Source organism: Streptomyces sp. NPDC058664 (assembly GCF_042716635.1).
GTDB lineage: Bacteria > Actinomycetota > Actinomycetes > Streptomycetales > Streptomycetaceae > Streptomyces.
Genome location: NZ_JBHXRW010000007.1, coordinates 190,803 through 213,564 on the forward strand (window position 1 = coordinate 190,803; position 22,762 = coordinate 213,564).

At 71.4% G+C, this 22,762-nt stretch carries 20 protein-coding genes and 1 pseudogene; 13 read left to right on the forward strand and 8 right to left on the reverse strand.

Annotation, left to right across the window (positions count from 1 at the left end; genetic code table 11):
* Positions 1-55: 55 nt before the first annotated feature.
* On the reverse strand, positions 56-661 hold the full coding sequence (locus ACFWUY_RS08815; protein ID WP_384103930.1) for a HEAT repeat domain-containing protein: 606 nt from the start codon (positions 659-661) through the stop codon (positions 56-58).
* Positions 662-992: 331 nt separating this feature from the next.
* Here ACFWUY_RS08815 and ACFWUY_RS08820 point away from each other — a divergent pair, with 331 nt between their 5' ends.
* From ACFWUY_RS08820 to pssA, 9 genes are all read left to right on the forward strand, one after another.
* A complete protein-coding gene (locus ACFWUY_RS08820) occupies positions 993-2,774 on the forward strand; it encodes a 3-hydroxyacyl-CoA dehydrogenase family protein (RefSeq protein ID WP_384103932.1) in 1,782 nt (593 codons plus the stop codon).
* A 97-nt stretch (positions 2,775-2,871) separates the two neighbouring features.
* Complete coding sequence (locus ACFWUY_RS08825; RefSeq protein WP_384103935.1) at positions 2,872-3,708, forward strand: TetR family transcriptional regulator; 837 nt, start codon at positions 2,872-2,874, stop codon at positions 3,706-3,708.
* A gap of 410 nt (positions 3,709-4,118) precedes the next feature.
* The gene (gene ccrA, locus ACFWUY_RS08830; protein ID WP_384103938.1) at positions 4,119-5,456 is read left to right on the forward strand and encodes a crotonyl-CoA carboxylase/reductase; all 1,338 of its coding nucleotides are present in this window, start codon (positions 4,119-4,121) and stop codon (positions 5,454-5,456) included.
* A gap of 14 nt (positions 5,457-5,470) precedes the next feature.
* The gene (locus ACFWUY_RS08835) at positions 5,471-7,483 is read left to right on the forward strand and encodes a protein meaA (protein ID WP_384103940.1); all 2,013 of its coding nucleotides are present in this window, start codon (positions 5,471-5,473) and stop codon (positions 7,481-7,483) included.
* Entirely contained in the window at positions 7,480-8,454 is a 975-nt protein-coding gene (locus ACFWUY_RS08840; RefSeq protein WP_384103943.1) for an HpcH/HpaI aldolase/citrate lyase family protein, read from the forward strand. The genes ACFWUY_RS08835 and ACFWUY_RS08840 overlap by 4 nt, the downstream gene beginning before the upstream one ends.
* Positions 8,455-8,459: 5 nt before the next feature.
* Positions 8,460-8,972, forward strand: coding sequence for a MaoC family dehydratase (locus tag ACFWUY_RS08845; protein WP_384103946.1), 513 nt, complete (start codon positions 8,460-8,462; stop codon positions 8,970-8,972).
* 2 nt (positions 8,973-8,974) lie between these two features.
* Positions 8,975-10,180: an acyl-CoA dehydrogenase family protein gene (locus ACFWUY_RS08850; protein WP_384103948.1), complete on the forward strand. Its 1,206-nt coding sequence runs from the start codon at positions 8,975-8,977 to the stop codon at positions 10,178-10,180.
* A gap of 168 nt (positions 10,181-10,348) precedes the next feature.
* A complete protein-coding gene (locus ACFWUY_RS08855; protein WP_384103953.1) occupies positions 10,349-11,005 on the forward strand; it encodes a phosphatidylserine decarboxylase in 657 nt (218 codons plus the stop codon).
* Positions 10,998-11,864, forward strand: coding sequence for a CDP-diacylglycerol--serine O-phosphatidyltransferase (pssA, locus tag ACFWUY_RS08860; protein ID WP_384104002.1), 867 nt, complete (start codon positions 10,998-11,000; stop codon positions 11,862-11,864). The genes ACFWUY_RS08855 and pssA overlap by 8 nt, the downstream gene beginning before the upstream one ends.
* A gap of 70 nt (positions 11,865-11,934) precedes the next feature.
* On the opposite strand, the gene ACFWUY_RS08865 is transcribed toward pssA, so the two are convergent.
* The 6 genes from ACFWUY_RS08865 to ACFWUY_RS08890 all read right to left on the reverse strand — a co-directional run bounded on the left by ACFWUY_RS08865 (position 11,935) and on the right by ACFWUY_RS08890 (position 17,930).
* Positions 11,935-12,945 (reverse strand): GNAT family N-acetyltransferase, encoded by a 1,011-nt coding sequence (locus tag ACFWUY_RS08865; protein WP_384103956.1) that lies wholly within the window; start codon positions 12,943-12,945, stop codon positions 11,935-11,937.
* A 67-nt stretch (positions 12,946-13,012) separates the two neighbouring features.
* Positions 13,013-14,278: an ABC transporter substrate-binding protein gene (locus tag ACFWUY_RS08870; RefSeq protein ID WP_384103959.1), complete on the reverse strand. Its 1,266-nt coding sequence runs from the start codon at positions 14,276-14,278 to the stop codon at positions 13,013-13,015.
* Positions 14,275-15,426, reverse strand: a complete 1,152-nt coding sequence (locus ACFWUY_RS08875; RefSeq protein ID WP_384103961.1) for a branched-chain amino acid ABC transporter permease — start codon at positions 15,424-15,426, stop codon at positions 14,275-14,277. Before ACFWUY_RS08875 ends, ACFWUY_RS08870 begins: the two co-directional genes overlap by 4 nt.
* Positions 15,419-16,309, reverse strand: coding sequence for a branched-chain amino acid ABC transporter permease (locus tag ACFWUY_RS08880; protein WP_384103964.1), 891 nt, complete (start codon positions 16,307-16,309; stop codon positions 15,419-15,421). Before ACFWUY_RS08880 ends, ACFWUY_RS08875 begins: the two co-directional genes overlap by 8 nt.
* Complete coding sequence (locus ACFWUY_RS08885) at positions 16,306-17,115, reverse strand: ABC transporter ATP-binding protein (RefSeq protein WP_384103967.1); 810 nt, start codon at positions 17,113-17,115, stop codon at positions 16,306-16,308. Before ACFWUY_RS08885 ends, ACFWUY_RS08880 begins: the two co-directional genes overlap by 4 nt.
* Positions 17,112-17,930 (reverse strand): ABC transporter ATP-binding protein, encoded by an 819-nt coding sequence (locus ACFWUY_RS08890; protein WP_384103970.1) that lies wholly within the window; start codon positions 17,928-17,930, stop codon positions 17,112-17,114. The genes ACFWUY_RS08885 and ACFWUY_RS08890 overlap by 4 nt, the downstream gene beginning before the upstream one ends.
* Before the next feature lie 196 nt (positions 17,931-18,126).
* Between ACFWUY_RS08890 and ACFWUY_RS08895 the strand changes: the two genes are divergently transcribed.
* Both ACFWUY_RS08895 and ACFWUY_RS08900 read left to right on the forward strand, forming a co-directional pair.
* The gene (locus tag ACFWUY_RS08895; protein ID WP_384103973.1) at positions 18,127-19,335 is read left to right on the forward strand and encodes a PucR family transcriptional regulator; all 1,209 of its coding nucleotides are present in this window, start codon (positions 18,127-18,129) and stop codon (positions 19,333-19,335) included.
* A 65-nt stretch (positions 19,336-19,400) separates the two neighbouring features.
* Entirely contained in the window at positions 19,401-20,009 is a 609-nt protein-coding gene (locus ACFWUY_RS08900) for a hypothetical protein (protein WP_384103976.1), read from the forward strand.
* 55 nt (positions 20,010-20,064) lie between these two features.
* Here the strand turns inward: ACFWUY_RS08900 and ACFWUY_RS08905 are convergent, their stop codons facing one another.
* Positions 20,065-21,216: a glycerate kinase gene (locus ACFWUY_RS08905; protein WP_384103978.1), complete on the reverse strand. Its 1,152-nt coding sequence runs from the start codon at positions 21,214-21,216 to the stop codon at positions 20,065-20,067.
* A gap of 112 nt (positions 21,217-21,328) precedes the next feature.
* On the opposite strand from ACFWUY_RS08905, the pseudogene ACFWUY_RS08910 reads away from it, so the two are divergent.
* Together ACFWUY_RS08910 and ACFWUY_RS08915 are read left to right on the forward strand one after the other, a co-directional pair.
* Positions 21,329-22,146 (forward strand): annotated as a pseudogene (locus ACFWUY_RS08910) (BCCT family transporter).
* 40 nt (positions 22,147-22,186) lie between these two features.
* Complete coding sequence (locus ACFWUY_RS08915; protein WP_384103981.1) at positions 22,187-22,675, forward strand: NUDIX domain-containing protein; 489 nt, start codon at positions 22,187-22,189, stop codon at positions 22,673-22,675.
* Positions 22,676-22,762 lie beyond the last annotated feature (87 nt).

The following is a 22,762-nucleotide window of genomic DNA, read 5'->3' on the forward strand; positions in this document are numbered from 1 at the left end:
CCCCGGGGCGGGGCCGCGTCCGCTCCGTCGACGCGCCGCCCGCCCGTCCGCCGGCCTACTCGGCGGCCGGGGCGAGCCGGATCAGGGACCGCTCGGCCGCCGCGCCGAGCCGGGGGTGCGGGAGCGCCGCCTCCAGGGCGGGGCGGGCCCGGGGGTCGCCGAGGGCTCCGAGGCCCTCGACGCAGGCGAGGCCGACCCGCCAGTGGGGGTCGTCGGCGGGAAGACGCCGTTCGAGGACGGTGATCAGGGCCGGTACGGACTCGGGGGCGCCGAGCGCGGCGAGCAGCCGGACCGGCAGCAGCGCGTAGGCGACGCGGAGTTCGTTGGTGGCGAGGGCGGCGGCGGCGCGGGCGGTGCGCGGGTCGCCGAGCCGGGTCAGGGCGTGCGCGGCGGTGACGCAGCGCTCGGGGTCGCGGTGGTTGAGGAGGAGGACGAGCGCTTCGAAGGCGCGCGGGTCGCCCGCGACACCGAGGACGTAGGCGGCGATCTCGCGGGCCCAGAGGGGTTGCGCGGGTGCGGTGAGGGCGCCGTGCAGCTCTTCCGGATCGGCGGTTCGCGCGAGGTGTTCGAATGCGGCGGGGATCTCTCCGGTCTCATTCTCGATCTCGTCCCGCAATCGATCGATCATCGAGCAGAATTCCGGATCCTCGGCGTATTCCATGAATCCGAGCCTATCCGCGATCCAGATCACATTTTCCTCAACTTCCCGGGACTGGCGCGCTCGTTACCGGCCGGTTAGTCTCAGGTGAGCGGGACACCCACCCGCACTTCTCACAACGGCCTGGTGACGCAGCCGTTGCGAGCGTTTCGTCGGTTCGGCAGTTTCGACGCGGCTCCGGGACAGAGTCCGTCGCCCCTTTCACCGGGCACCGCCCTTTCTTCGGGCCTTCTCCCGCGCGACTTCTCCTCGCGCAATTCAGCGGCACCACCCGCGCGTATCGCCTTCGCACGCACTGCCCTCAGTCGTCACTCTTCCTCTCAGGAGTCCCCTGATGGACACCCCTCTCTCCACCATCGCCGTCGTCGGTCTCGGCACCATGGGCACCGGTATCGCCGATGTCCTGGCCCGCGCCGGCCGCGAGGTCATCGGCATCGACATCAGCGACACCGCCGCGGCCCAGGCCGTCGCCGCCCTGGAGGCCTCCACCGCCCGCGCGGTGGCCCGTGAGCGGATCACCGAGGAGGAGCGGCAGGACGTCCTGGCCCGCTTCCGTACCTTCTCCGACCTCCAGGCGGCCGCCGACGCCGACCTCGTGATCGAGGTCGTGCCCGAGTCGTACGAGGCGAAGCAGGAGGTCTTCCGGGCCCTCGACGGCATCGTCAGGCCCGACGCCGTCCTGGCCACCGGTACCAACGCGCTCTCCGTGACCCGGCTCGCCGCCGACTCGGCGCACCCCGAGCGGGTCCTCGGGCTGCACTTCTTCACCCCGGTCCAGGCCATGAAGCTGGTCGAGGTGGTCTCCTCGGTGCTGACCGACCCGCGGGCCGTCGACGCCGTCACCCGGTTGGCCCAGGACCTCGGCAAAGAGCCGGTGGCGGTCGGCGACCGGGCCGGTTTCATCGCGGACGGGCTGCTCTTCGGCTACCTGAACCAGGCCGCCGCCATGTACGAGGCCAAGTACGCCTCCCGCGAGGACATCGACGCGGCGATGAGGCTCGGCTGCGGCCTGCCGATGGGTCCGCTTGCGCTGCTCGACCTGATCGGCGTCGACACGGCCCGTACGGTCCTGGAGGCCATGTACGCGGACTCGCACGACCGGCTGCACGCCCCGGCCCCGATTCTCAAGCAGCTCAGCGAGGCCGGTCTGACCGGCCGCAAGTCGGGCCGCGGTTTCTACACGTACGAGGCGCCGGGCTCCGGCGAGGTGGTGCGGGACGCGCTGACCCCGCTCGGCTCCGCGGAGGCCGCCGGTGGCCGCGAGGTCCGTTCGGTCGGCGTCGCCGGCTCGGGCACCATGGCCTCCGGCATCGCCGAGGTCTTCGCCAAGGCCGGTTACGAGGTCGTGCTCGCCGCCCGCTCGCAGGAGAAGGCGGACACGGCCAAGGCCCGTATCGCCAAGTCGCTGGCCCGTTCGGTCGACAAGGGCCGGATGACGGCCGAGGCGCGCGACACGACGCTCGCCCTGATCACCGCGGCGGGCACGCTGGACGCCTTCGCCGAGGTCGACCTGGCCGTCGAGGCGGTCGCCGAGGACCTGGGGATCAAGCAGGAGCTGTTCGCCCGGCTCGACAAGATCTGCAAGCCGGGCGCGGTGCTCGCCACCACGACCTCCTCGCTGCCGGTCGTGGCCTGTGCCCGCGCCACCTCGCGCCCGCAGGACGTCATCGGGATGCACTTCTTCAACCCGGCGCCCGCGATGAAGCTGGTCGAGATCGTCCGTACGGTCCTGACCGGCGACGACGTCCACGCGACCGTGCGCGAGGTCACCACGAAGATCCGCAAGCACCCGGTGGACTGCGGCGACCGGGCCGGCTTCATCGTGAACGCGCTGCTGTTCCCGTACCTGAACAACGCGATCAAGATGGTCCAGGAGCACTACGCGACCCTGGACGACATCGACGCGGCGATGAAGCTGGGCGGCGGCTACCCGATGGGCCCGTTCGAGCTCCTCGACGTGGTCGGCCTGGACGTCTCGCTCGCGATCGAGCAGGTGCTGCACCGCGAGTTCCGCGACCCGGGCCTCGCCCCGGCCCCGCTCCTGGAGCACCTGGTGGCGGCGGGCTGCCTGGGCCGCAAGACGGGGCGCGGCTTCCGCGAATATGCCCGACGCTGAGCCCGGAGGGGTCGGCTGGGGCGGTCTGCTGAGCCCCCCGGGCACCGTCGGTGTCCCGGGGGCCTCCCCGCCCCCACCTGGGCACACTCTCCCTCCGATGCAGTACGTTCGGACCATGCCCAAGGCCGCGAAGACACCCCGTGCCACCTCCCCGTCCGATGCTCCGGAGAGCGCGGCCGGCACTCGTGCCGCCGCCCAGCGGCTCAAGATGCGCCGGGAGCTCGCCGCCGCCGCGATGGAGCTCTTCGCGACCAAGGGGTACGAGGCCACGACGGTCGACGAGATCGCGGCCACGGCCGGGGTCGCGCGGCGGACCTTCTTCCGTCACTTCCGCTCCAAGGAAGAGGCGATCTTCCCGGACCACGACGACACGCTGGTGCGCGCGGAGGCGGTGCTGAACGCGGCCCCGCCGCACGAGCACCCGCTCGACACGGTGTGCCGGGGCATCAAGGAGGTCATGAAGATGTACGCGGGGTCCCCCGCCGTCTCCGTGGAGCGGTACCGGCTCACCCGTGAGGTGCCGACGCTGCGGGAGCGGGAGATCGCCTCGGTGGCCCGCTACGAGCGCCTGTTCACGCGCTATCTCCTCGGGCACTTCGACGAGCGGGACCACCACGACGGCAACGACGACCCGCTGCTCGCGGAGGTGGCCGCCTCGGCGGTCGTCACGGCCCACAACCACGTCCTGCGCCGCTGGCTGCGGGCGGGCGGGCAGGGCGACGTGGAGGCCCAGCTGGACCACGCCTTCGCGATCGTCCGGGAGACCTTCGGCTCGGGCATAGGCGCCCGGCCCGCCACTTCTCCGCAGCCGGCCTCCCCGGGGCCCGCCGCCGTGGCCTCCACGGAGGGCGACGTGGTGGTCGCCGTGGCCCGGACGGACGCGCCGCTGGACGAGGTCATGCGCACGATCCAGCAGGCCCTGCGGAAGAGCTGAACCCGAGCAGACCGAGAAACGAAGGCCGCCCCCTGGGAAGGGGGCGGCCTTCGTCCGTTTTCGCCTCTTCTTCGATCGATCATCGCTCACATGTGACCGGCAGATTGCATATGAGTGAAATTGTTGGCACGCAGTGCCTTGTCACGTGACACGGCGTGCCATACGTTGATGTTGTCCGGGCGGCCGGCGCGCAGAGGTCTCCTCGTGCGCCGGCTGTCCCCGCAAGCGATCGTGATTGTGCGCCCGGACGCCTGCGTCACAGGCACCTGCCCCTCGCGGGGCACCCACCGCGCCCACCGGCGCAGCCACCGCTCCACCCGCCGAACCGACGGCACACCTCCACAGCAGCACTCCAAGACGTAACCCTCAGCGCGTCCGCCCCAGGACGCCGCACCGCCGGAGGCAACCCCGTGAAGGACATCCTGGCCGCGATCCAGTCCTCGGACTCCTCGTCCGCCGACTTCGCGAACATCCCGCTCCCCGAGTCGTACCGGGCGGTCACCGTCCACAAGGACGAGGCGGAGATGTTCGCCGGGCTCGCCAGCCGTGACAAGGACCCGCGCAAGTCGCTGCACCTCGACGACGTGCCGCTGCCCGAGCTCGGCCCGGGCGAGGCCCTGGTCGCGGTCATGGCCAGTTCCGTCAACTACAACTCGGTCTGGACCTCGATCTTCGAGCCGGTGTCGACGTTCGGCTTCCTGGAGCGCTACGGCCGGCTCAGCGACCTCAGCAAGCGCCACGACCTGCCGTACCACGTCATCGGCTCCGACCTCGCGGGCGTCGTGCTGCGCACCGGCCCGGGCGTGAACTCGTGGAAGCCCGGCGACGAGGTCGTCGCGCACTGCCTCTCGGTCGAGCTGGAGTCCTCGGACGGCCACAACGACACGATGCTCGACCCCGAGCAGCGCATCTGGGGCTTCGAGACCAACTTCGGCGGCCTGGCCGAGATCGCCCTGGTCAAGTCGAACCAGCTGATGCCGAAGCCCGGCCACCTGAGCTGGGAGGAGGCGGCCTCCCCCGGTCTCGTCAACTCCACCGCGTACCGCCAGCTGGTCTCCCGCAACGGCGCCGGGATGAAGCAGGGCGACAACGTCCTGATCTGGGGCGCGAGCGGCGGGCTCGGCTCGTACGCCACCCAGTTCGCCCTGGCCGGCGGCGCCAACCCGATCTGTGTCGTCTCCTCCCCGGAGAAGGCCGACATCTGCCGGGCGATGGGCGCCGACGCGGTCATCGACCGCAACGCCGAGGGCTACAAGTTCTGGAAGGACGAGCACACCCAGGACCCGAAGGAGTGGAAGCGCTTCGGCTCGAAGATCCGCGAGCTGACCGGCGGCGAGGACATCGACATCGTCTTCGAGCACCCCGGCCGCGAGACCTTCGGCGCCTCCGTGTACGTCACCCGCAAGGGCGGCACGATCACCACCTGCGCCTCGACCTCGGGCTACATGCACGAGTACGACAACCGCTACCTGTGGATGTCGCTGAAGCGGATCATCGGCTCGCACTTCGCGAACTACCGCGAGGCGTGGGAGGCCAACCGCCTCATCGCCAAGGGCAAGATCCACCCGACCCTGTCGAAGGTCTACTCCCTGGAGGAGACCGGCCAGGCCGCCTACGACGTGCACCGCAACCTCCACCAGGGCAAGGTCGGCGTCCTCGCGCTCGCGCCCCAGGAGGGCCTGGGCGTGCGCGACCCGGAGATGCGCGAGAAGCACATCGACGCCATCAACCGCTTCCGCAACATCTGACCCCGGGACCACAGATGACTGAGCGCCAGAAGGACCGGCCGTGGCTCATGCGGACGTACGCCGGTCACTCGACCGCCGAGGCGTCCAACGAGCTGTACCGGCGCAACCTCGCCAAGGGTCAGACCGGCCTCTCGGTCGCGTTCGACCTGCCGACGCAGACCGGATACGACCCCGACCACATCCTCGCCCGCGGCGAGGTCGGCCGGGTCGGGGTCCCTGTCTCGCACCTCGGTGACATGCGGCGGCTGTTCCAGGACATCCCCCTGGACCAGATGAACACCTCGATGACCATCAACGCCACGGCGATGTGGCTCCTGGCGCTCTACCAGGTGGTCGCGGAGGAGCAGGGCGCGGACGTCACCCGGCTCCAGGGCACCACCCAGAACGACATCGTGAAGGAGTACCTGTCGCGCGGGACGCACGTCTTCCCGCCCGGCCCCTCCCTCCGCCTCACGACGGACATGATCACCTACACGGTGAACAACATCCCGAAGTGGAACCCGATCAACATCTGCAGCTACCACCTGCAGGAGGCGGGCGCCACCCCGGTCCAGGAGATCTCGTACGCGATGTCCACCGCGATCGCGGTGCTCGACGCGGTACGGGACTCCGGGCAGGTCCCGGCGGACCGTTTCGGCGAAGTGGTCGCCCGCATCTCGTTCTTCGTGAACGCGGGCGTCCGCTTCATCGAGGAGATGTGCAAGATGCGCGCCTTCGGCCGCATCTGGGACAAGGTCACCCGCGAGCGGTACGGCATCGAGAACGAGAAGCAGCGCCGGTTCCGCTACGGCGTGCAGGTCAACTCGCTCGGTCTGACCGAGGCCCAGCCGGAGAACAACGTCCAGCGGATCGTCCTCGAGATGCTGGCCGTGACGCTCTCCAAGGACGCACGCGCGCGTGCCGTCCAGCTGCCCGCCTGGAACGAGGCCCTCGGGCTGCCCCGGCCCTGGGACCAGCAGTGGTCGCTCCGCATCCAGCAGGTCCTCGCCCACGAGTCCGACCTCCTGGAGTACGAGGACATCTTCGCCGGCTCGCACGTCATCGAGGCCAAGGTCGACTCGCTCGTCGAGGAGTGCCTGGCCGAGATCGAGCGGATCCAGGAGATGGGCGGCGCGATGGCCGCCGTCGAGTCCGGCTACCTCAAGTCGCAGCTCGTCTCCTCGCACGCCGAGCGGCGCGCCCGGATCGAGGCCGGCGACGAGAAGATCATCGGCGTCAACATCTTCCAGGCGACCGAGGAGAACCCCCTCACCGCCGACCTGGACACCGCCATCATGACGGTGGACCCGGCGAACGAGGCGCGGGTGGTCGCGGCCCTCCACGAGTGGCGCGACAACCGCGACGAGACCCGCGCCCAGGAATCCCTGGCGAAGCTGAAGGCGACGGCTGCCGGCGACGGCAACCTCTTCGCCGCCACCCTGGAGTGCGCGCGTGCGGGCGTCACGACCGGGGAGTGGTCCTGGGCGCTGCGGGACGTCTTCGGTGAGTTCCGCGCCCCGACGGGCGTGTCGTCGGCCCCGGTCGCGGTGACGGCCGAGGCGGGCACGCCGCTGGCTCTCGTACGGGAGAAGGTGGCGCGGACCGCCGAGGAGATGGGCGTCGGGCGGCTGCGGCTGCTCGTCGGCAAGCCGGGTCTTGACGGGCACTCCAACGGGGCGGAGCAGATCGCCGTACGCGCGCGTGACGCCGGTTTCGAGGTGGTCTACCAGGGCATCCGGCTGACCCCCGAGCAGATCGTGAACGCGGCCCTCGCCGAGGACGTGCACTGCGTCGGTCTCTCGATCCTCTCCGGCTCGCACGCCGAGCTGGTCCCGGACGTCCTGGAGCGCCTCCGCGAGGCGGGCGCGACCGACGTTCCGGTCATCGTCGGCGGGATCATCCCGAACGCCGACGCCGCAGAACTGAAGCGGGCGGGTGTCGCCGCCGTCTTCACACCGAAGGACTTCGGTATCACGGAGATCATCGGCCGTATCGTCGACGAGATCCGGACAGCGAACAAGCTCGACCCCCTGGAGGTCCCCGCATGACCAGCCCCGCGTCCCCCGTGAACCGGCTGCGCCCCCGCCGCTCCTGCCTGGCGGTCCCCGGCTCCAACCCGCGCTTCCTGGAGAAGGCCCAGGGCCTCGCCGCCGACCAGGTCTTCCTGGACCTGGAGGACGCGTGCGCCCCGCTGGCCAAGCCCGAGGCCCGGCACACCATCGTGAAGTTCCTCAACGAGGGCGACTGGACCGGCAAGACCCGCGTGGTCCGCGTCAACGACTGGACCACCCACTGGACCTACCGTGACGTCGTCACGGTCGTCGAGGGCGCCGGCCAGAACCTCGACTGCATCATGCTGCCGAAGGTCCAGGACGCCCAGCAGATCGTGGCGCTCGACCTGCTGCTCACGCAGATCGAGAAGACGATGGGCTTCGAGGTCGGCAAGATCGGCATCGAGGCGCAGATCGAGAACGCCCAGGGACTGAACAACGTCAACGCGATCGCGCAGGCCTCCCAGCGCGTCGAGACGATCATCTTCGGCCCGGCCGACTTCATGGCCTCCATCAACATGAAGTCCCTGGTCGTGGGCGAGCAGCCGCCCGGCTACCCGGCGGACGCCTACCACCACATCCTGATGAGCATCCTGATGGCCGCCCGCGCCAACAACCTCCAGGCGATCGACGGCCCCTACCTGCAGATCCGCAACCAGGAGGGCTACAAGGCGGTCGCCCGGCGCGCCGCCGCCCTGGGCTTCGACGGCAAGTGGGTGCTGCACCCGGACCAGGTCGCCGCCGCGAACGAGATCTTCTCGCCCTCGCAGGAGGACTACGACCACGCCGAGCTGATCCTCGACGCGTACGACTACTACACGTCCGAGGCCGGCGGGAAGAAGGGCTCCGCGATGCTCGGCGACGAGATGATCGACGAGGCCTCCCGCAAGATGGCCCTGGTCATCTCCGGCAAGGGCCGCGCCGCCGGCATGCAGCGCACCAGCAAGTTCGAGATCCCGGAGGCCTGAGTCCGATGCAGTTCGGCCGTACCTACGAAGAGTTCGAAGTCGGTGCCGTCTACAAGCACTGGCCCGGAAAGACGGTCACCGAGTACGACGACCACCTCTTCTGTCTGCTGACGATGAACCACCATCCGCTGCACATGGACGTGAACTACGCGGAGAACACGACCGACTTCAAGCGGAACGTGGTCGTCGGCAACTACATCTACTCGCTGCTGCTCGGCATGTCCGTCCCGGACGTCTCCGGCAAGGCCATCGCCAACCTGGAGATCGAGTCGCTCCGGCACGTGGCGCCGACCTTCCACGGCGACACGCTCTACGGCGAGACCACCGTCCTCGACAAGACCCCGTCGAAGTCGAAGACCGACCGCGGCATCGTCTACGTCGAGACCAAGGGCTACAAGCAGGACGGCACCCTCGTCTGCGTCTTCCGCCGCAAGGTGATGGTCCCGACCGCCGAGTACATCGAAGCGCGCGGCGGCGAGCAGCCCGGCCGCCCGGAGCTCAAGGAACAGGGGAAGTAGCCATGGCGCGCCTCGCCCAGACCCACGGTCTGACCGATGTCCAGCAGGAGATCCTCGCCACCGTCCGGGACTTCGTCGACAAGGAGATCATCCCGGTCGCGACGGAGCTCGAACACCGCGACGAGTACCCGCAGCAGATCGTCGACGGGCTCAAGGAGCTCGGCGTCTTCGGTCTGATGATCCCGGAGGAGTACGGGGGTCTGGGTGAGTCGCTGCTCACCTACGCGCTGTGCGTGGAGGAGATCGCCCGTGGCTGGATGTCGGTCTCCGGCATCATCAACACGCACTTCATCGTGGCGTACATGCTGAAGCAGCACGGCACGCAGGAGCAGAAGGAGTACTTCCTTCCGCGGATGGCGGCCGGCGAGACGCGTGGCGCGTTCTCGATGTCGGAGCCGGCTCTCGGCTCGGATGTGTCGGCCATCACGTCCAAGGCGGTCAAGGACGGCGACGAGTACGTCCTCAACGGCCAGAAGATGTGGCTGACGAACGGCGGAACGTCGAACCTGGTCGCCGTTCTCGTCCGGAGTGACGAAGGACACCCGGAGGGCACCGCCCCCCACAAGTCGATGACGACCTTCCTCGTCGAGAAGGAGCCCGGCTTCGGAGAGGTCCGCCCCGGCCTCACCATCCCCGGGAAGATCGACAAGATGGGTTACAAGGGCGTCGACACGACCGAACTCATCATGGACGGACTGCGCATTCCGGCCAATCGGGTCCTCGGCGGCACCACCGGTCGAGGGTTTTACCAAATGATGGACGGCGTGGAGGTCGGCCGCGTCAACGTGGCGGCGCGTGGCTGCGGCGTCGCTCAGCGTGCGTTCGAACTGGGCGTCTCGTACGCCCAGCAACGTCACACTTTCGGCAAGGCGATCGCCGAACACCAGGCGATTCAGTTCAAGCTCGCCGAGATGGCTACCAAGGTCGAGGCCGCCCATGCCATGATGGTGAACGCAGCACGCAAAAAGGACTCCGGGGAACGAAACGACCTCGAAGCAGGGATGGCGAAGTACCTCGCCTCCGAATACTGCAAGGAGGTCGTCGAGGACGCGTTCCGCATTCACGGCGGCTACGGGTTCTCGAAGGAGTACGAGATCGAGCGTCTCTACCGCGAGGCGCCGATGCTGCTCATCGGCGAAGGTACCGCCGAGATCCAGAAAATGATCATTGGTCGTCGGCTGCTCGAGGAGTACCGATTCCAGGGTTGATTGTCGGATTTGGGTCGATACGGCCGCGAAGAAGATCACACCCTGTGTTCGTCTTCCGGCCGTCGACTCGGTTCCTGGCTTACCCAGTTGCGCCCCGCAACCGATAGCATCGCGGGAAAGCCGCCGTCCCCGTTGCCAGTGCGGCATCATCCGCTACGAAGGTCATCCATGCCCCACAGCCAAACCTCTGCACACCGCGACAGCCTCTCCGGCGTACGCCTCGCGCGCGGAGCATCGCCGTGGCTTCTGCCGACCGTCGCCACCGCGGCGCTCAGCCTCGTGCGCGCGCGCAAGTCGAGGCGGGCCGCGGCCATCGCCGTGCCGACCACCGCTCTCGCGGCCGGCATGCTGTGGTTCTTCCGCGATCCCGAGCGTGAGATCGCTCAGGGCCGGGTCATCTCCCCCGCCGACGGTGTGGTGCAGAGCATCATGCCGTGGAAGGACGGACGCACCCGGGTCGCCATCTTCATGAGCCCGCTGAACGTCCACGTCAACCGGGCGCCGCTGGCCGGCACCGTGACGTCCGTGGAGCACGTTCCCGGTGGGTTCGTCCCGGCGTTCAACAAGGAGAGCGAGAACAACGAGCGCGTTGTCTGGCACTTCGACACCGAGCTCGGTGACATCGAGATGGTGCAGATCGCGGGTGCCGTCGCCCGGCGCATCGTGCCGTACATCCCGCAGGGGACGAAGGTCGAGCAGGGCGACCGCATCGGTCTGATCCGCTTCGGCTCCCGCGTCGACATCTACCTCCCCGAGGGTGTCGAGGTCGACGTCGAGGTCGGCCAGGTCACCACGGCGGGGGTGACTCGCATTGACCGTGATTGATCCCGACACACGGGCCGCCGACTGGGTCGCCGGCACCGATGCGGAGGCGGCCGACGAGGCCGAGGAGATGCCGCTGTCGCTGAGGCTGTCCATAGCGGACGCCCTCACTCTCGGTAACGCCACCTGTGGATTCATGGCGGTGTACTTCACCACCACGGGCATCCTCATCCCGCACCTCACGGGCAGCACCGAGACCGGCATGGCGCGCAACAGCGCCGCCACCGCCGTGATCCTGATGCTCGCCGCGGCGATCTTCGACCTCTTCGACGGAATCGTGGCGCGCAAGCTCCGCTCGTCCCCGATGGGCGCAGAGCTGGACAACCTGTCGGACCTGATCAGCTTCGGTCTGGCCCCGGCCTACTTCGTCCTCGTGTACGGCATGGTCACGCCCGGCGCGCAGCAGAAGGTCTCGGCGGTGGCCGCGATCGTGGTGCTGCTCGCGGTGGTGCTGCGGCTCGCGAGATTCTCCTGCGTGACGATGAAGGACGGCATGTTCCAGGGCATGCCGAGCCCCTTCGGCGCGCTGACGGTGGTCTCGATCGTGCTCCTGGAGCTGCCGTTCGTCCCGACGCTGCTCGCGATCATCGGTGTCGCCTGGCTGATGGTGAGCCGGGTCGAGTACCCGAAGCCGCGGGGTGTCCTCGCGGTGGCGATGCTCAGCTGGATCGTCGGAGCGATGGGCATGCTGGCGGCCTGGGCGTTCGACGCCCCGGGCGGCGCGTTCCTGCTCCAGGCCGGCTGCGCGCTCCAGGTCGTGATGGGCGCCGTGATCCCCCTCTTCGCGACGGCCCGTCGGGTGAACACCTTCCGCGGCAACCGGCGTGAGAGCCGGGAGGCGCGGGCGGCACAGCTGCCGTAGCGGACGACGACGACGTACGAGAAGGGCCCCGGAGGCGTAAAGCCCCGGGGCCCTTTCGCGTGCCCGGGGGCTACCCGAGTCGCTTGTAGTACAGCGTGGTGGGGCGCAGGACGCCGGCCGGGTCGGCGGCGAAGTCGGGGATCGTCCCGGCGGCCGTCCAGCCCGCCCCGCGGTAGAGACGCTCGGCCGGGCTGTCGGTCTGGGTGTCCAGGACGAGCAGCCGGAGCCCGGTGGCGGCGGCGTGGGCCTCGGCCGCGGCGAGCAGGCGCCGCCCGAGGCCCCCGCCCCGGGCCGCGCGGTGCACCAGGAGCCGGGCGATCTCGCCGCGGTGCCGGCCGTTGGCGGTGGAGGCGCGGACGAGGGTGACGGCACCGGTCAGGCGCCCGTCGGGGGCGTGGGCCGCCCAGACGTCCCGTACGCCCTCCGCGACCTCCTCGGCGGCCCCGGCCCACCAGGCGGCCGCCTCCGCGCTCTCCAGGGGCGCCAGGAAGCCGACGGAGGCCCCGCCGTCCACGGCGTCGACGAGGAGCGCGGCGAGCCCGTCGGGGGCGTGGGCGCGCACCTGGTCGGCGGTGAGGCGTACGACGCGGTCGGCGGCCGCGAGGGGCTTCTCCAGGCAGACGAGGCCGGGCCGCTCGTCCCAGGAGGCGACGGTCCGGAAGCCGAGGTTCCGGTAGAGGGTCAGCGGCTCCTCCCGCCAGTCCCAGACCGTGAGGCGCACGACGGAGGCGCCGGAGGCCGACGCCCGGCGCAGGGCCTCGCCCATGAGCGCCTTCGCGATCCCCTTGCGGCGGGCCTCGGGCGCCACCCAGAGCCGCTTGATCTCGGGCGCCCGGCCCTCGTGCGGGGCCTTGAGGACGACACAGCCGGCCGGGAGGTCCTCGCCGGGCGGGGTGGCGAGCAGGACCGTGTCGGCGGTGAAGGCGGCGGCCGGGTCCTCGGCCTCGGCACGGTATACGGCCGGGAGCTCGGTGACCGCCGCCACGGGCGTCCCCTTCTCGGCCTGGTTGAGCAGGTGGTACGCGGCCAGCAGGTCAGGGAGGCGCGGGTGGGAGCGGTTCTCCTCGATCATCACGTTCATGGGCCGAGCTTCACATCGTGTTGTTTCACGCGTGTGAAGCCCGGCCCACGGGGTGGAGCGGGGTCGGTCAGGGGGTGTAGGCCTTCGCGGCGTCCGAGACGAAGGGCTCACGGACCGTGCGCATGCCGCCGGGGACCGCCTTGTCCGGCTGGATGATGACGGACTCGCGGGACGACGGGGCCTTCGGGTCGCCCAGGTCGTGGCTCAGACCGAAGCCGGCGTCGTGGGCCGTCAGCGTGAGGAGCGCCTTGCCGACGCCGTCACGGGTGAGGTCCTTGTCCGCGCAGGCCTTCTTCAGTGCCTCGCCGAAGACGCTCGCGGCGGTCCAGCCGGCGACGATGCCGTTGTCGAGGGCGTCGCTCGGGTAGGCGGCCTTGTAGTCGGCGACCAGCTTCTTCGCGGCCGGGGTGTCCGCGCCGATGGGGAGGCTCGGGGAGGCGAACCAGTACATCTTCTCCAGGGCGGGTCCGGCCTGGGTGCCGAGGAGCTGCGGGGCGAAGGCCGAGTTGTTGCCGATGACCGGGACCTTGAGGCCGGTGGCGGCGGCGACACCCACGAGGGAGGCGGCCTGGCGCGGGCCCGCGCTGATGACGATGGCCTTGGCCCCGGCCTGCTTGAGCGCCGCGACCTGCGCCGACATGTCGTTGTCGGTCGGCTTGATCTTCTGCTCGACGACGGTGAGGCCCGCCTTCTCCGCCGCGTACTTCGAGCCCTTGAGGGCGTTCTCGCCGTAGTCGCCCTCGAAGTAGACGTGGCCGAGCTTGTCGCCCGACTTCAGGCCCTTCTCCTTCACCAGGAAGTCGACGGCGTTGATCGTCTCGATGTCGTACGTGGAGCCCAGGACGCGGATGTACGGGGATCCGAGCAGTGAGGCCGACCACGCCTGCGGGAGGACGAGGCCCTTGTCCTGGCCGTCCACCCGGGACTTGACGGCGGCGACGAACGGGGAGCCGATGAACTGGGGGTAGCCGACGACCTTCGGCTCCAGCTCGGTGTAGGCGGCGAGCGCCTTCTGCGGGTCGTAGCCGTGGTCGCGGACCGTCAGTTCCAGCTGCCGGCCGCAGATCCCGCCGGCGGCGTTGACCTGCTTCACGTACAGCTGCTGGGCCTGGGTGACGCTCTTGCCGAGGGTGGCGTACACGCCGGTCATGTCGGTGAGCGCGCCGAGCGAGATCGTCTTGTCGGTGACGCCCTCGCCGGTCTTCACCCCGCCCGCGCCGGTCTGCTTGCCGTCGTCGGTCTTCGCCTTGGAGCTGCATCCGGCGGCGGTGAGGGCGACCAGTGCGGCGAGCGCGGCGGCCAGGCCCCGCGCGGCCTGTCGTCTGTGGGTCATCGTGGCTCCCCTGAGGGTTCGGTGGAAGAGGTGTCGGGCGGAGTGGAGGTGGTGGATGCGGGCGTGTCGGGTGTGGGGTTCTCGGGTTTGCCGGGCCTCCGGGCCGCGAGCCGGGCCAGGCCTCCGGGCAGGAACAGCACCACCGCGACGACGGCGGCGCCGTACAGGTAGCGGGCTGCCTCGCCCGGGGCGATGCCGCCGGTTCCCGGGGCGGATACCAGCGGGAGCGCCTCGCTGTACCGGTTGAGGAACTGCGGCAGGAGGGAGACGAAGACGCCTCCGGCCACCGCCCCGGCGACCGAGCCGAGACCGCCGATGACGATCATGGCCAGGTATTCGAGGGAGAGCGCCATGCCGAAGTACTCGGGCACCGTGCGCTGGAAGACCAGGGCGAGCAGGACGCCCGCCAGGCCCGCGTACATGGAGGACAGGACGAAGACGGCGGCGCGGTAGCGGGCCACCGGGATGCCCATCACCCCGGCGGCGATCCGGTGGTCCCGGATGGCGTTCATGGCGCGGCCCGGGCGGCCCCTGAGCACCCCGCGGGCGAAGACCACCCCGGCGACGAGCAGCACCAGACCGAGGTACCAGAGCTTCTCCACCGCGCCGAACGGCACCTGTGCGACGAGGAGTTCGCTGTCGTCGAAGGTGAGGCCGAAGAGGCTGAGCGGCGGGACCGCGCGGCCGTTGTAGCCGCCCGTGAGGTCATGGGCGTTGAAGAGCACGTGCTGTCCGATGAAGATCAGCGCGAGGGTGGCGATGCCGAGGTACGCACCGCGCAGCCGGCCGGCGATGGGGCTGAACACCCCGCCCGCCAGGCCCGAGAGGGCGACCGCGAGGACGGCGGCGAGCCAGCCGGGCAGGCCGAGTCCGGCGAGCCCGTCGGCGCCGTCACCGGCGAAGAGGCAGTAGCCGTAGGCGCCGACGGCGAGGAAGAAGGCGTGCCCCATGGAGAGCTGGCCGGTGGCGCCGGTCAGCAGGTTGATGCCGATCGCGCCGAGGGCGGCGACCATCGCGAACAGGCCCGCCTGGAGCCAGAAGCGGTCCAGGTAGAACGGCAGGACGACGAGGACCAGGGCGGCGGCGGCCCACCCGTACACCGCGGGGGTACGGACCCGCAGGCCGCTCCGGGCGAGGGTCTCAGACACGGGCCAGCTCCTTCGTGCCGAAGAGTCCGGCCGGGCGGATCAGGAGCACCGCGACCATGACGAGGTAGGGGGCCAGGTCGCCGATCCCGCGGCCGAGGAACGCCAGGTCGCCCTGGTAGCCGGTGGCGAGGGACTCGGTGACGCCGACGAGGAGACCGCCGACGAGGGCGCCCGTCGTGGAGTCGAGGCCGCCGAGGATGGCGGCGGGGAAGGCCTTGAGCGCGGCGAGCGAGGTGGCCCGCTCCAGGCCCGGTGTCGGGAAGACGGTGAGGAAGAGCGCGGCGACGGCCGCGAGACCGCCGGCGACCGCCCAGGCACCGAGCGAGACCCGGCCGAGCCGGATGCCCATCAGGGCGGCGGTCTCCTGGTTCTCGGCGGCCGCCCGCATGGCGACGCCCCAGGACGTGTACCGGAAGGCGAGCAGGAAGGCGGTGATGAGGAGGGCCGCGGCGAGCAGGGCGGCGATCCGGGTCTCCGCGATCGTGACCGGGCCGACGGTGACGACGGCGTCGCCCCAGGGGTCGCCGAGGGAGAGGATGTCGGTGCCGATCCTGCGGGTCAGCTCGGTGGCGAGCAGGATGTCGACGCCGATGGTGACGATGGCGAGGACGCTGTGGTCGCCGCCCCGGTGGCGGCGCATGACGAAGAACTCGACGGCCGCGCCGACCACCGCCGCGCCCGCGATGCCCGCGAGCAGGGCGGGCCAGAAGCCGATCTCCTCGTGGAGCACGGCGGTGACGTAGCCGCCGGCCAGGAGCAGGGAGGCGTGGGCGAAGTTGACGACCTCGGTGGCGCGGAAGATGACCACGAAGCCGAGGGCGATGAGGGCGTAGATCGAGCCCAGTGAGATGCCGTTGATCAGGAACTCGGCGAACGTGCTCACGCGGCGGACTCCTCTCCGAGGTAGGCGCGGACGACCGCGGGGTCGTTCTGGACGTCGGCCGGTGCCCCGTCGGCGATCCGGCGGCCGAAGTCGAGGACGGTGACGGAGTCGGCGAGCCGCATCACCAGGCCCATGTCGTGCTCGACGAGCAGCACCGAGATGCCGAGGCTGTCGCGGACACCGGCGATGACGGCGGCGGTACGGACCCGCTCGTCGGCGGTCATGCCGGCGACGGGCTCGTCGAGCAGCAGCAGCTTCGGCTCCATGCAGAGGGCGCGGGCGAGTTCGGCGAGCTTCTGCTGTCCGTACGGAAGGGAGCCCGCGGGCTGCGCGAGCTGCTTCTCCAGGCCGACGAAGGCGGCGATCTCCCGGACCCTGGCGCGGTGGCGCGCCTCCTCGCGGGCGGCGGACGGGAGCCGGAGGCCGGCGGCGACGAAGCCGGTACGGGTCAGCCGGTGGCGGCCCAGCATCAGGCTGTCCTCGACGGTGGCGCGGGGCGGCAGGGCCAGGTTCTGGAAGATCCGGCCGACGCCGAGGTCCGCGATCCGGTGCGGGGGCAGCTCGGTCAGCTCGTGCGACCCGAGGCGGACGGAGCCCTCGGTGGCCCGGTAGACGCCGGAGAGCACGTTGAAACAGGTCGACTTGCCGGCGCCGTTGGGCCCGATGAGCGCGTGCACGGTGCCGGGCCGGACGGTGAACCCGACGCCGTCGAGGGCGGTGAGCCCGGCGAAGCGGACGGTCAGGCCCTCGACGACGAGGGCGGGGACGCCGGGGGCGGCCGCGGGGGTCGCTGGTGCGTCGGTCATCGGCTCTCCTCCCAGCGGGACAGGACCGGGTGGGCGGCGCGGGCGCGGGCCGCGTCGGCGGCGGCGTCCTCGTCGACCACGCCCAGATAGCGGCGGCGCACCTCGTCGGACGCGGCGAGTTCGGCGGCCGGACCGGACAGGGTGACCTCGCCGACCTCCAGGACGTACGCGCGGGAGGCGAGCCGCAGCGCGAGCGCCGCGTTCTGCTCGACGAGGAGCACCGCCGTGCCCTGGGCGTTGATCTCGCGGATCGCGTCCGCGATCCGGGCCGCCATCAGCGGGGCCAGGCCGAGGGACGGCTCGTCCAGGAGGAGCAGGCCCGGCGCGGCCATCAGCGCGCGGCCGACGGCCAGCATCTGCTGCTCGCCGCCGGAGAGCAGCCCGGCCTGCTGGCGGGCGCGCTCGGCGAGGACCGGGAACAGCTCGTGGACCCGGCGGAGGGCGTCGGCCTTCGCCACCCGGCCGCCGCGCCTGCCGAGCGCGCCGGCCCGCAGGTTGTCCTCGACCGTCATCCGGGCGAAGACCTGCCGCCCCTCGGGCACCTGGGAGACGCCGGCCGCGACGACGCGGTCGGGCGGCAGCCCGTCGAGCGGTCGGCCGTCCCGGCTCACCGTTCCGGAGACCACGGCGCCGCCGTGGAACCGCAGGGTGCGCGAGACGGCCCGCAGCAGTGTGGACTTGCCCGCTCCGTTGCCGCCCAGGACGGTGACGACCTCGCCCGCCGGCACGGTCAGTGACACCCGGCGCAGCGCGCGCACCGGTCCGTATCCCGCCGTCAGGTCCGTCACCTGGAGAGCGGGTGCGGTACCTCCCATGGTTCCCCTTTCCCCGGCCGTTCTTGTTACTCGGCCGTTCAATGGCGCTCACCCCAACACCGCGCCCGGCCGCGCGTCCACGTCCCGCGGCCGAAACGCTGCCGGTGACCAGCGGGGAATGGGGCGGACTGTGCATGCGCACAACAGTGCGCGTCAGGGCTGTGCGGAGGGGGCCGGGGCGGTGGATCCTCCCGGCATGGGACGGCGCAGAAGGCGGACCGGTGACGACTGGAAGATGCTCGCGCAGGCGTGCACGGCGCTTCTGGAGCGGGTGCCGGAGCTGGTGGACGAGCATCTGAGGGAACTTCACGCGTACGAGCCCGCCTACGGGCGGATCATTCCGTACGACCAGCACTGGCAGGAGGCCCAGGAGGCGATACGGATCGGGATCGAGATGATCTCGGCCCCCCGGAACTCGCCCCGCCGGGACCTGGAGCACGCGAACGAGATGGGCCGGCGGCGAGCCGCGCAGGGCATGCCGCTGGAACTGGTCGTGCACGCGTACCGGCACGCCGGGCACCTGGTGTGGGACGCGCTGATCGAGGGCGCGGGGTCGGACACGGCGCAGCTGGCGGCCCTGATGCAGTCGGCGACGACGGTGTGGTCCGCGGTGGACGCGCAGGCGGACACGGCGTCGGAGGCGTACCGGGAGACGGAGCTGGAGCTGCGCCGCCGGACCGACGAGCAGCTCCAGGCGCTCCTGGACGCGCTGCTGCAGGGCCGGCGGTCGCCCGAGCTGGTGTCGCGGGCGGCGGCGGGCCTCGACCTGCCGGAGCAGGGCCGGTACGCGGTGGTGGTGCTGCGCTACGACCGGCGGGAGGAGCGGGAGCCGTTCCACCGGCAGGTGCAGGGCGAGGGGGTGCGGTTCCTGTGGCGGATGGGCGCGGACTGCGAGCTGGGGGTGGTGGCGCTGGCCGGTGACACCGGTCTCGACGCGCTGTCGGAGCTCCTCGACGGGCGGTGCCCGGGGCCCGGCGGGATCAGTCCGGTGGTGGTGGGCCTCACCGAGCTGGGCCGGGCGCGGCGGCTCGCGGAGCTGGCCCTGCGGACCTGCCCGCCGGGCAGCCGTCAGATCGTGCGGCTCGACCGCCGGATGGCGGGTGCGCTGGTGGTGGGCCAGCCGGAGATGGCGAGCCTGCTGGTCTCGGACGTCCTGGGAGGCCTGCTCGAGCTGGACCCGGCGGACCGGGCGGTGCTCCTGGAGACGCTGGACGCGTGGCTGGACTGCGAGGGATCGGCGGGCCGGGCGGCGGGACGCCTCTACTGCCACCGGAACACGGTCTTCAACCGGCTGCGGCGGCTCGAACAGTTGACGTCACGGTCGCTGTCCCGGCCGCGGGACCTGACGGAGATGACGCTGGCCCTGGACGCGTTCCGCCTGACGGCGTCGGGGGGTTCCGTCTGACGGTCGCGGACCGTTCGGCCGTCGGAACGGCTCCGACGGCCGAACGGGGCTGCGAGGATGACCCCGTGACGATCACTGTGGACATATGTACGGACCGCCCCCGGCAGAGGGCCGTCGGGCGGGTGCTGTCGGCCGGAGCGGTGGCGGCGGGAGTCGCCTGCCTGGTCGGCCCCCGGGTCGCCGAGTCGATGGGGCTGCTGGTCCTGGTCAGCGCCTTCGAGTACCGCTGGCCGAGCTTCCTCGTGGCGGTCCTGCTGCTCGGCACGGCGGTGCGGCTGCTGACGGAGCGGGCGGCGATCCGGAGGCGGGTGCTCGCGGTGTGCGCGGCGGCGGTCATCGGCACCGTGTGGTTCCTGATGGTCGTCTTCCCGATGTCCAGCGGCGGTTTCGAGGAGACGGACAGGAAGGCCGCGCCGGGAGGCGCGGACCGGTACCTCGTGGTGGAGCAGGGATCCGCCATGATCGACCTGATCTGGCGGGTGTCGGTCGTCGACGGGTCGGGGCTCGGGGCGCACCACTGGCGGGCCGGTTCCTTCGACGAGGCCCGTGGGCTGGTGGACGTCGTCTGGGCGGGCCCGGACGCCCTCCGTTTCACGACCGTCGACGGCACCGTGACGACCGTGGGCCTCGATCCGCGCACCGGGAAGCCGGAGCGGGAGCTGCCCGCGCCGTAGGGAACGGGCGCGCCGTACCCGGCCGGGTACGGCGCTCGGCGTCCCGCCTCAGGTGCTACGACAGGAAGTCGCGGGCGATCGACGCCGCCACGTCCTCCAGGAGCGGGCCCGCGTTCGCCATGGACTTGGCCGGGTCGGATTCCAGGGCCGTGAGGGGGTAGGCGCGGCGGATGCCGGCCGTGCCCAGGGCCTCGGGCGGCAGGGCCAGGCGGCCGCAGACCGCGACGACCTCCTTGCCGGCGGCGCGGGCCGCAGCGGCGACGCCCGCCGGGGCCTTGCCGTGCAGGGTCTGCTCGTCGAGGGAGCCCTCGCCGGTGATGACCAGGGTGGCGCGCTCCAGGGCGGGGGCGAAGCCGAGGACCTCCAGCATCAGCTCGATGCCGGGGCGGAAGCTCGCGCCGAGGATGAGCGCGCCGTAGCCGATGCCGCCCGCGCCGCCCGCGCCGGGGGCGACGGCCGCCTCGGCGGCCTTGGGGCCGACGGCCTTCTCCAGGACGGTGGCGAAGTGGGCGAGGGCCGCGTCCAGGGTGCGGACGTCGTCCGGGGTGGCGCCCTTCTGCGGGCCGTAGACGGCGGGGGCGCCCTTGGGGCCGGTGAGCGGGTTGTCGACGTCGCTCGCGAGGATCAGGTCGACCGAGGCGAAGCGGGGGTCGAGGCCGGTGAGGTCGGCCGTGGCCAGGTCGGCGAGGGGCGCTCCGCCGGGGCCCACGGGGGCCCCGGAGGCGTCGAGGAAGCGGGCGCCGAGCGCGGCGAGCATGCCGGCGCCGCCGTCGGTGGTGGCGCTGCCGCCGACGCCGAAGACGATGGTGGTCGCGCCCGCGTCGAGGGCCGCGCGGAGCAGTTCGCCGGAGCCGTACGTGGTCGCGGTCAGCGGGGCGAACACGCCGGGCGGGAGGAGCTGGAGGCCGGAGGCCTCCGCCATCTCGACGACCGCGGTGGTGTCGCGCAGCGCGAAGGCGGCGGTGACCGGTTCACCGAGCGGTCCCGTCACCTGGACCTCGCGGCGATCGAATCCGGCCGCGACGGCTGCCGCGACGGTGCCGTCGCCGCCGTCCGCGACGGGCAGAGTCTCCACCGTGAGCTCGGGGACTACCCGTCGCAGTCCCGCCGTGACCCGCTCCGCGACCTGTACGGCCGTGAGCGAACCCTTGAACTTGTCGGCCGCCACGAGTACGTGAGCGACCTGAGTTGCTGCTCCGTCCGTCACCTTGCATCCCTTGCTTTCGAACGTGCAGTCGCGCCGAGGCCGACCCTATCCGTACCCCCGGACGGCGTGCCACCCCCGGATAAGCCGATATTCCGCACCATAGGGGGGTCACATGAGCACGGAAAAGATCGTTTCCGACGGCGAGCCCGATGTGAAGGTCATCGGAATCGGGAGCGCGGCCGTCGTCGCGGCCGTCGGCTGGGCCGCCCTGGGCGAGGACTCCTTCAGCAGCGCGTCGGACACGGCTCTCCGGTGGGTGCTGTCCAACTTCGCCTGGCTCTTCGTGGTCGCCGCGGACACCTTCCTCGTCCTGTGCGTGGTGATCGCCCTGAGCCGTTTCGGCCGGATCAGGCTGGGAGCGGACGACTCGGAGCCGGAGTTCACCCCTCTGGCGTGGATCGCGATGATGTTCAGCGCCGGCATGGGCATCGGTCTGATGTTCTACGGGGTCGGGGAGCCGCTCACCCACTTCCTGCGATCGGCACGGTCACCTCGGTCATCGCGATGCTCCTGGTGATGACGTACTTCGTCACGAGCGCGGACTCGGCCTCGCTGGTGATGGGTTCGCTGACGAGCGGCGGCTCGCTGCACCCGCCGACCTGGCTGGTGGTGACCTGGGGCGTCCTGATGTCCGCCGTGGCGGCGGTCCTCCTCGTGGTGGGCGGTCTCGAGTCGCTCCAGACGGCGACGATCCTGGTGGCGCTGCCGTTCGTGGTGGTGATGCCGGCGCTGTGCTGGGCGCTCCTGAAGGGGCTGCGGGAGAACCCGGGAGCGGGCCCGGCCCGGCACCACGCGCTGCACGGGCTCGGGGACGCGGTGCGGGCCCTGGTCGGCGAGGCGATCACCGAGCAGGGCGGGACGCGCCACCACCGGCTGCGCCGGGCGGCGAAGGCGCGCACGGACGCGGAGCCTCCCGAGGACGAGGACTGACACGGGCCGAGCGGACCTTGCGGCTGGCTACGCTGCCGCCATGACCACCACCGACTACGCCACGTACATCGCCGGTCTCCCCCGCGTCCTGGCCGCCGCCGCCGCGCTCTTCCGGGACGCCGGGGGGCGCGTCCTCGTGGTGGAGCCCAACTACCGTGAGGGCTGGGCGCTGCCCGGCGGCACGATCGAGTCCGACGCCGGCGAGACTCCCCGGCAGGCCGCCCGCCGGGAGACGGCCGAGGAGATCGGCCTGGATACGGCCCTGGGTCCGCTGCTCGCGGTGGACTGGTCGCACGGCTCGGCCCGGCCGCCGATCGTGGCGTACGTGTACGACGGCGGGGTGCTGGCCGAGGAGCGGTTCGCGGAGATCCGGCTCCAGGAGGAGGAACTGCTCTCCTGGAAGCTGATCGAGCGCGAGGAGGTCACCGCCCACCTTCCGGGCAGCCTGGGCCTGCGGGTCCTCGCCTCGCTGGACGTCCTGGCGACGGGCACGGGACCGGTGGAGCTGGAGAACGGTCACCCGGCCTGATCCGAAGGACAGGCCCTGGGGCCTGTCCTTCGGATCAGGCCGGATCAGGGAGCGGCGTCTGGTGCGTGCGATCGCAAGGCGGAGGAG

Excerpts from the sequence above, each read along its gene's own strand:
- ACFWUY_RS08815 (WP_384103930.1), bottom strand. The coding sequence starts at position 661 with ATGGAATACGCCGAGGATCCGGAATTCTGCTCGATGATCGATCGATTG.
- ACFWUY_RS08820 (WP_384103932.1), top strand. The coding sequence starts at position 993 with ATGGACACCCCTCTCTCCACCATCGCCGTCGTCGGTCTCGGCACCATG.
- ACFWUY_RS08825 (WP_384103935.1), top strand. The coding sequence starts at position 2,872 with ATGCAGTACGTTCGGACCATGCCCAAGGCCGCGAAGACACCCCGTGCC.
- ACFWUY_RS08835 (WP_384103940.1), top strand. The coding sequence starts at position 5,471 with ATGACTGAGCGCCAGAAGGACCGGCCGTGGCTCATGCGGACGTACGCC.
- ACFWUY_RS08840 (WP_384103943.1), top strand. The coding sequence starts at position 7,480 with ATGACCAGCCCCGCGTCCCCCGTGAACCGGCTGCGCCCCCGCCGCTCC.
- ACFWUY_RS08845 (WP_384103946.1), top strand. The coding sequence starts at position 8,460 with ATGCAGTTCGGCCGTACCTACGAAGAGTTCGAAGTCGGTGCCGTCTAC.
- ACFWUY_RS08850 (WP_384103948.1), top strand. The coding sequence starts at position 8,975 with ATGGCGCGCCTCGCCCAGACCCACGGTCTGACCGATGTCCAGCAGGAG.
- ACFWUY_RS08855 (WP_384103953.1), top strand. The coding sequence starts at position 10,349 with ATGCCCCACAGCCAAACCTCTGCACACCGCGACAGCCTCTCCGGCGTA.
- ACFWUY_RS08865 (WP_384103956.1), bottom strand. The coding sequence starts at position 12,945 with ATGAACGTGATGATCGAGGAGAACCGCTCCCACCCGCGCCTCCCTGAC.
- ACFWUY_RS08870 (WP_384103959.1), bottom strand. The coding sequence starts at position 14,278 with ATGACCCACAGACGACAGGCCGCGCGGGGCCTGGCCGCCGCGCTCGCC.
- ACFWUY_RS08885 (WP_384103967.1), bottom strand. The coding sequence starts at position 17,115 with ATGACCGACGCACCAGCGACCCCCGCGGCCGCCCCCGGCGTCCCCGCC.
- ACFWUY_RS08890 (WP_384103970.1), bottom strand. The coding sequence starts at position 17,930 with ATGGGAGGTACCGCACCCGCTCTCCAGGTGACGGACCTGACGGCGGGA.
- ACFWUY_RS08895 (WP_384103973.1), top strand. The coding sequence starts at position 18,127 with ATGGGACGGCGCAGAAGGCGGACCGGTGACGACTGGAAGATGCTCGCG.
- ACFWUY_RS08915 (WP_384103981.1), top strand. The coding sequence starts at position 22,187 with ATGACCACCACCGACTACGCCACGTACATCGCCGGTCTCCCCCGCGTC.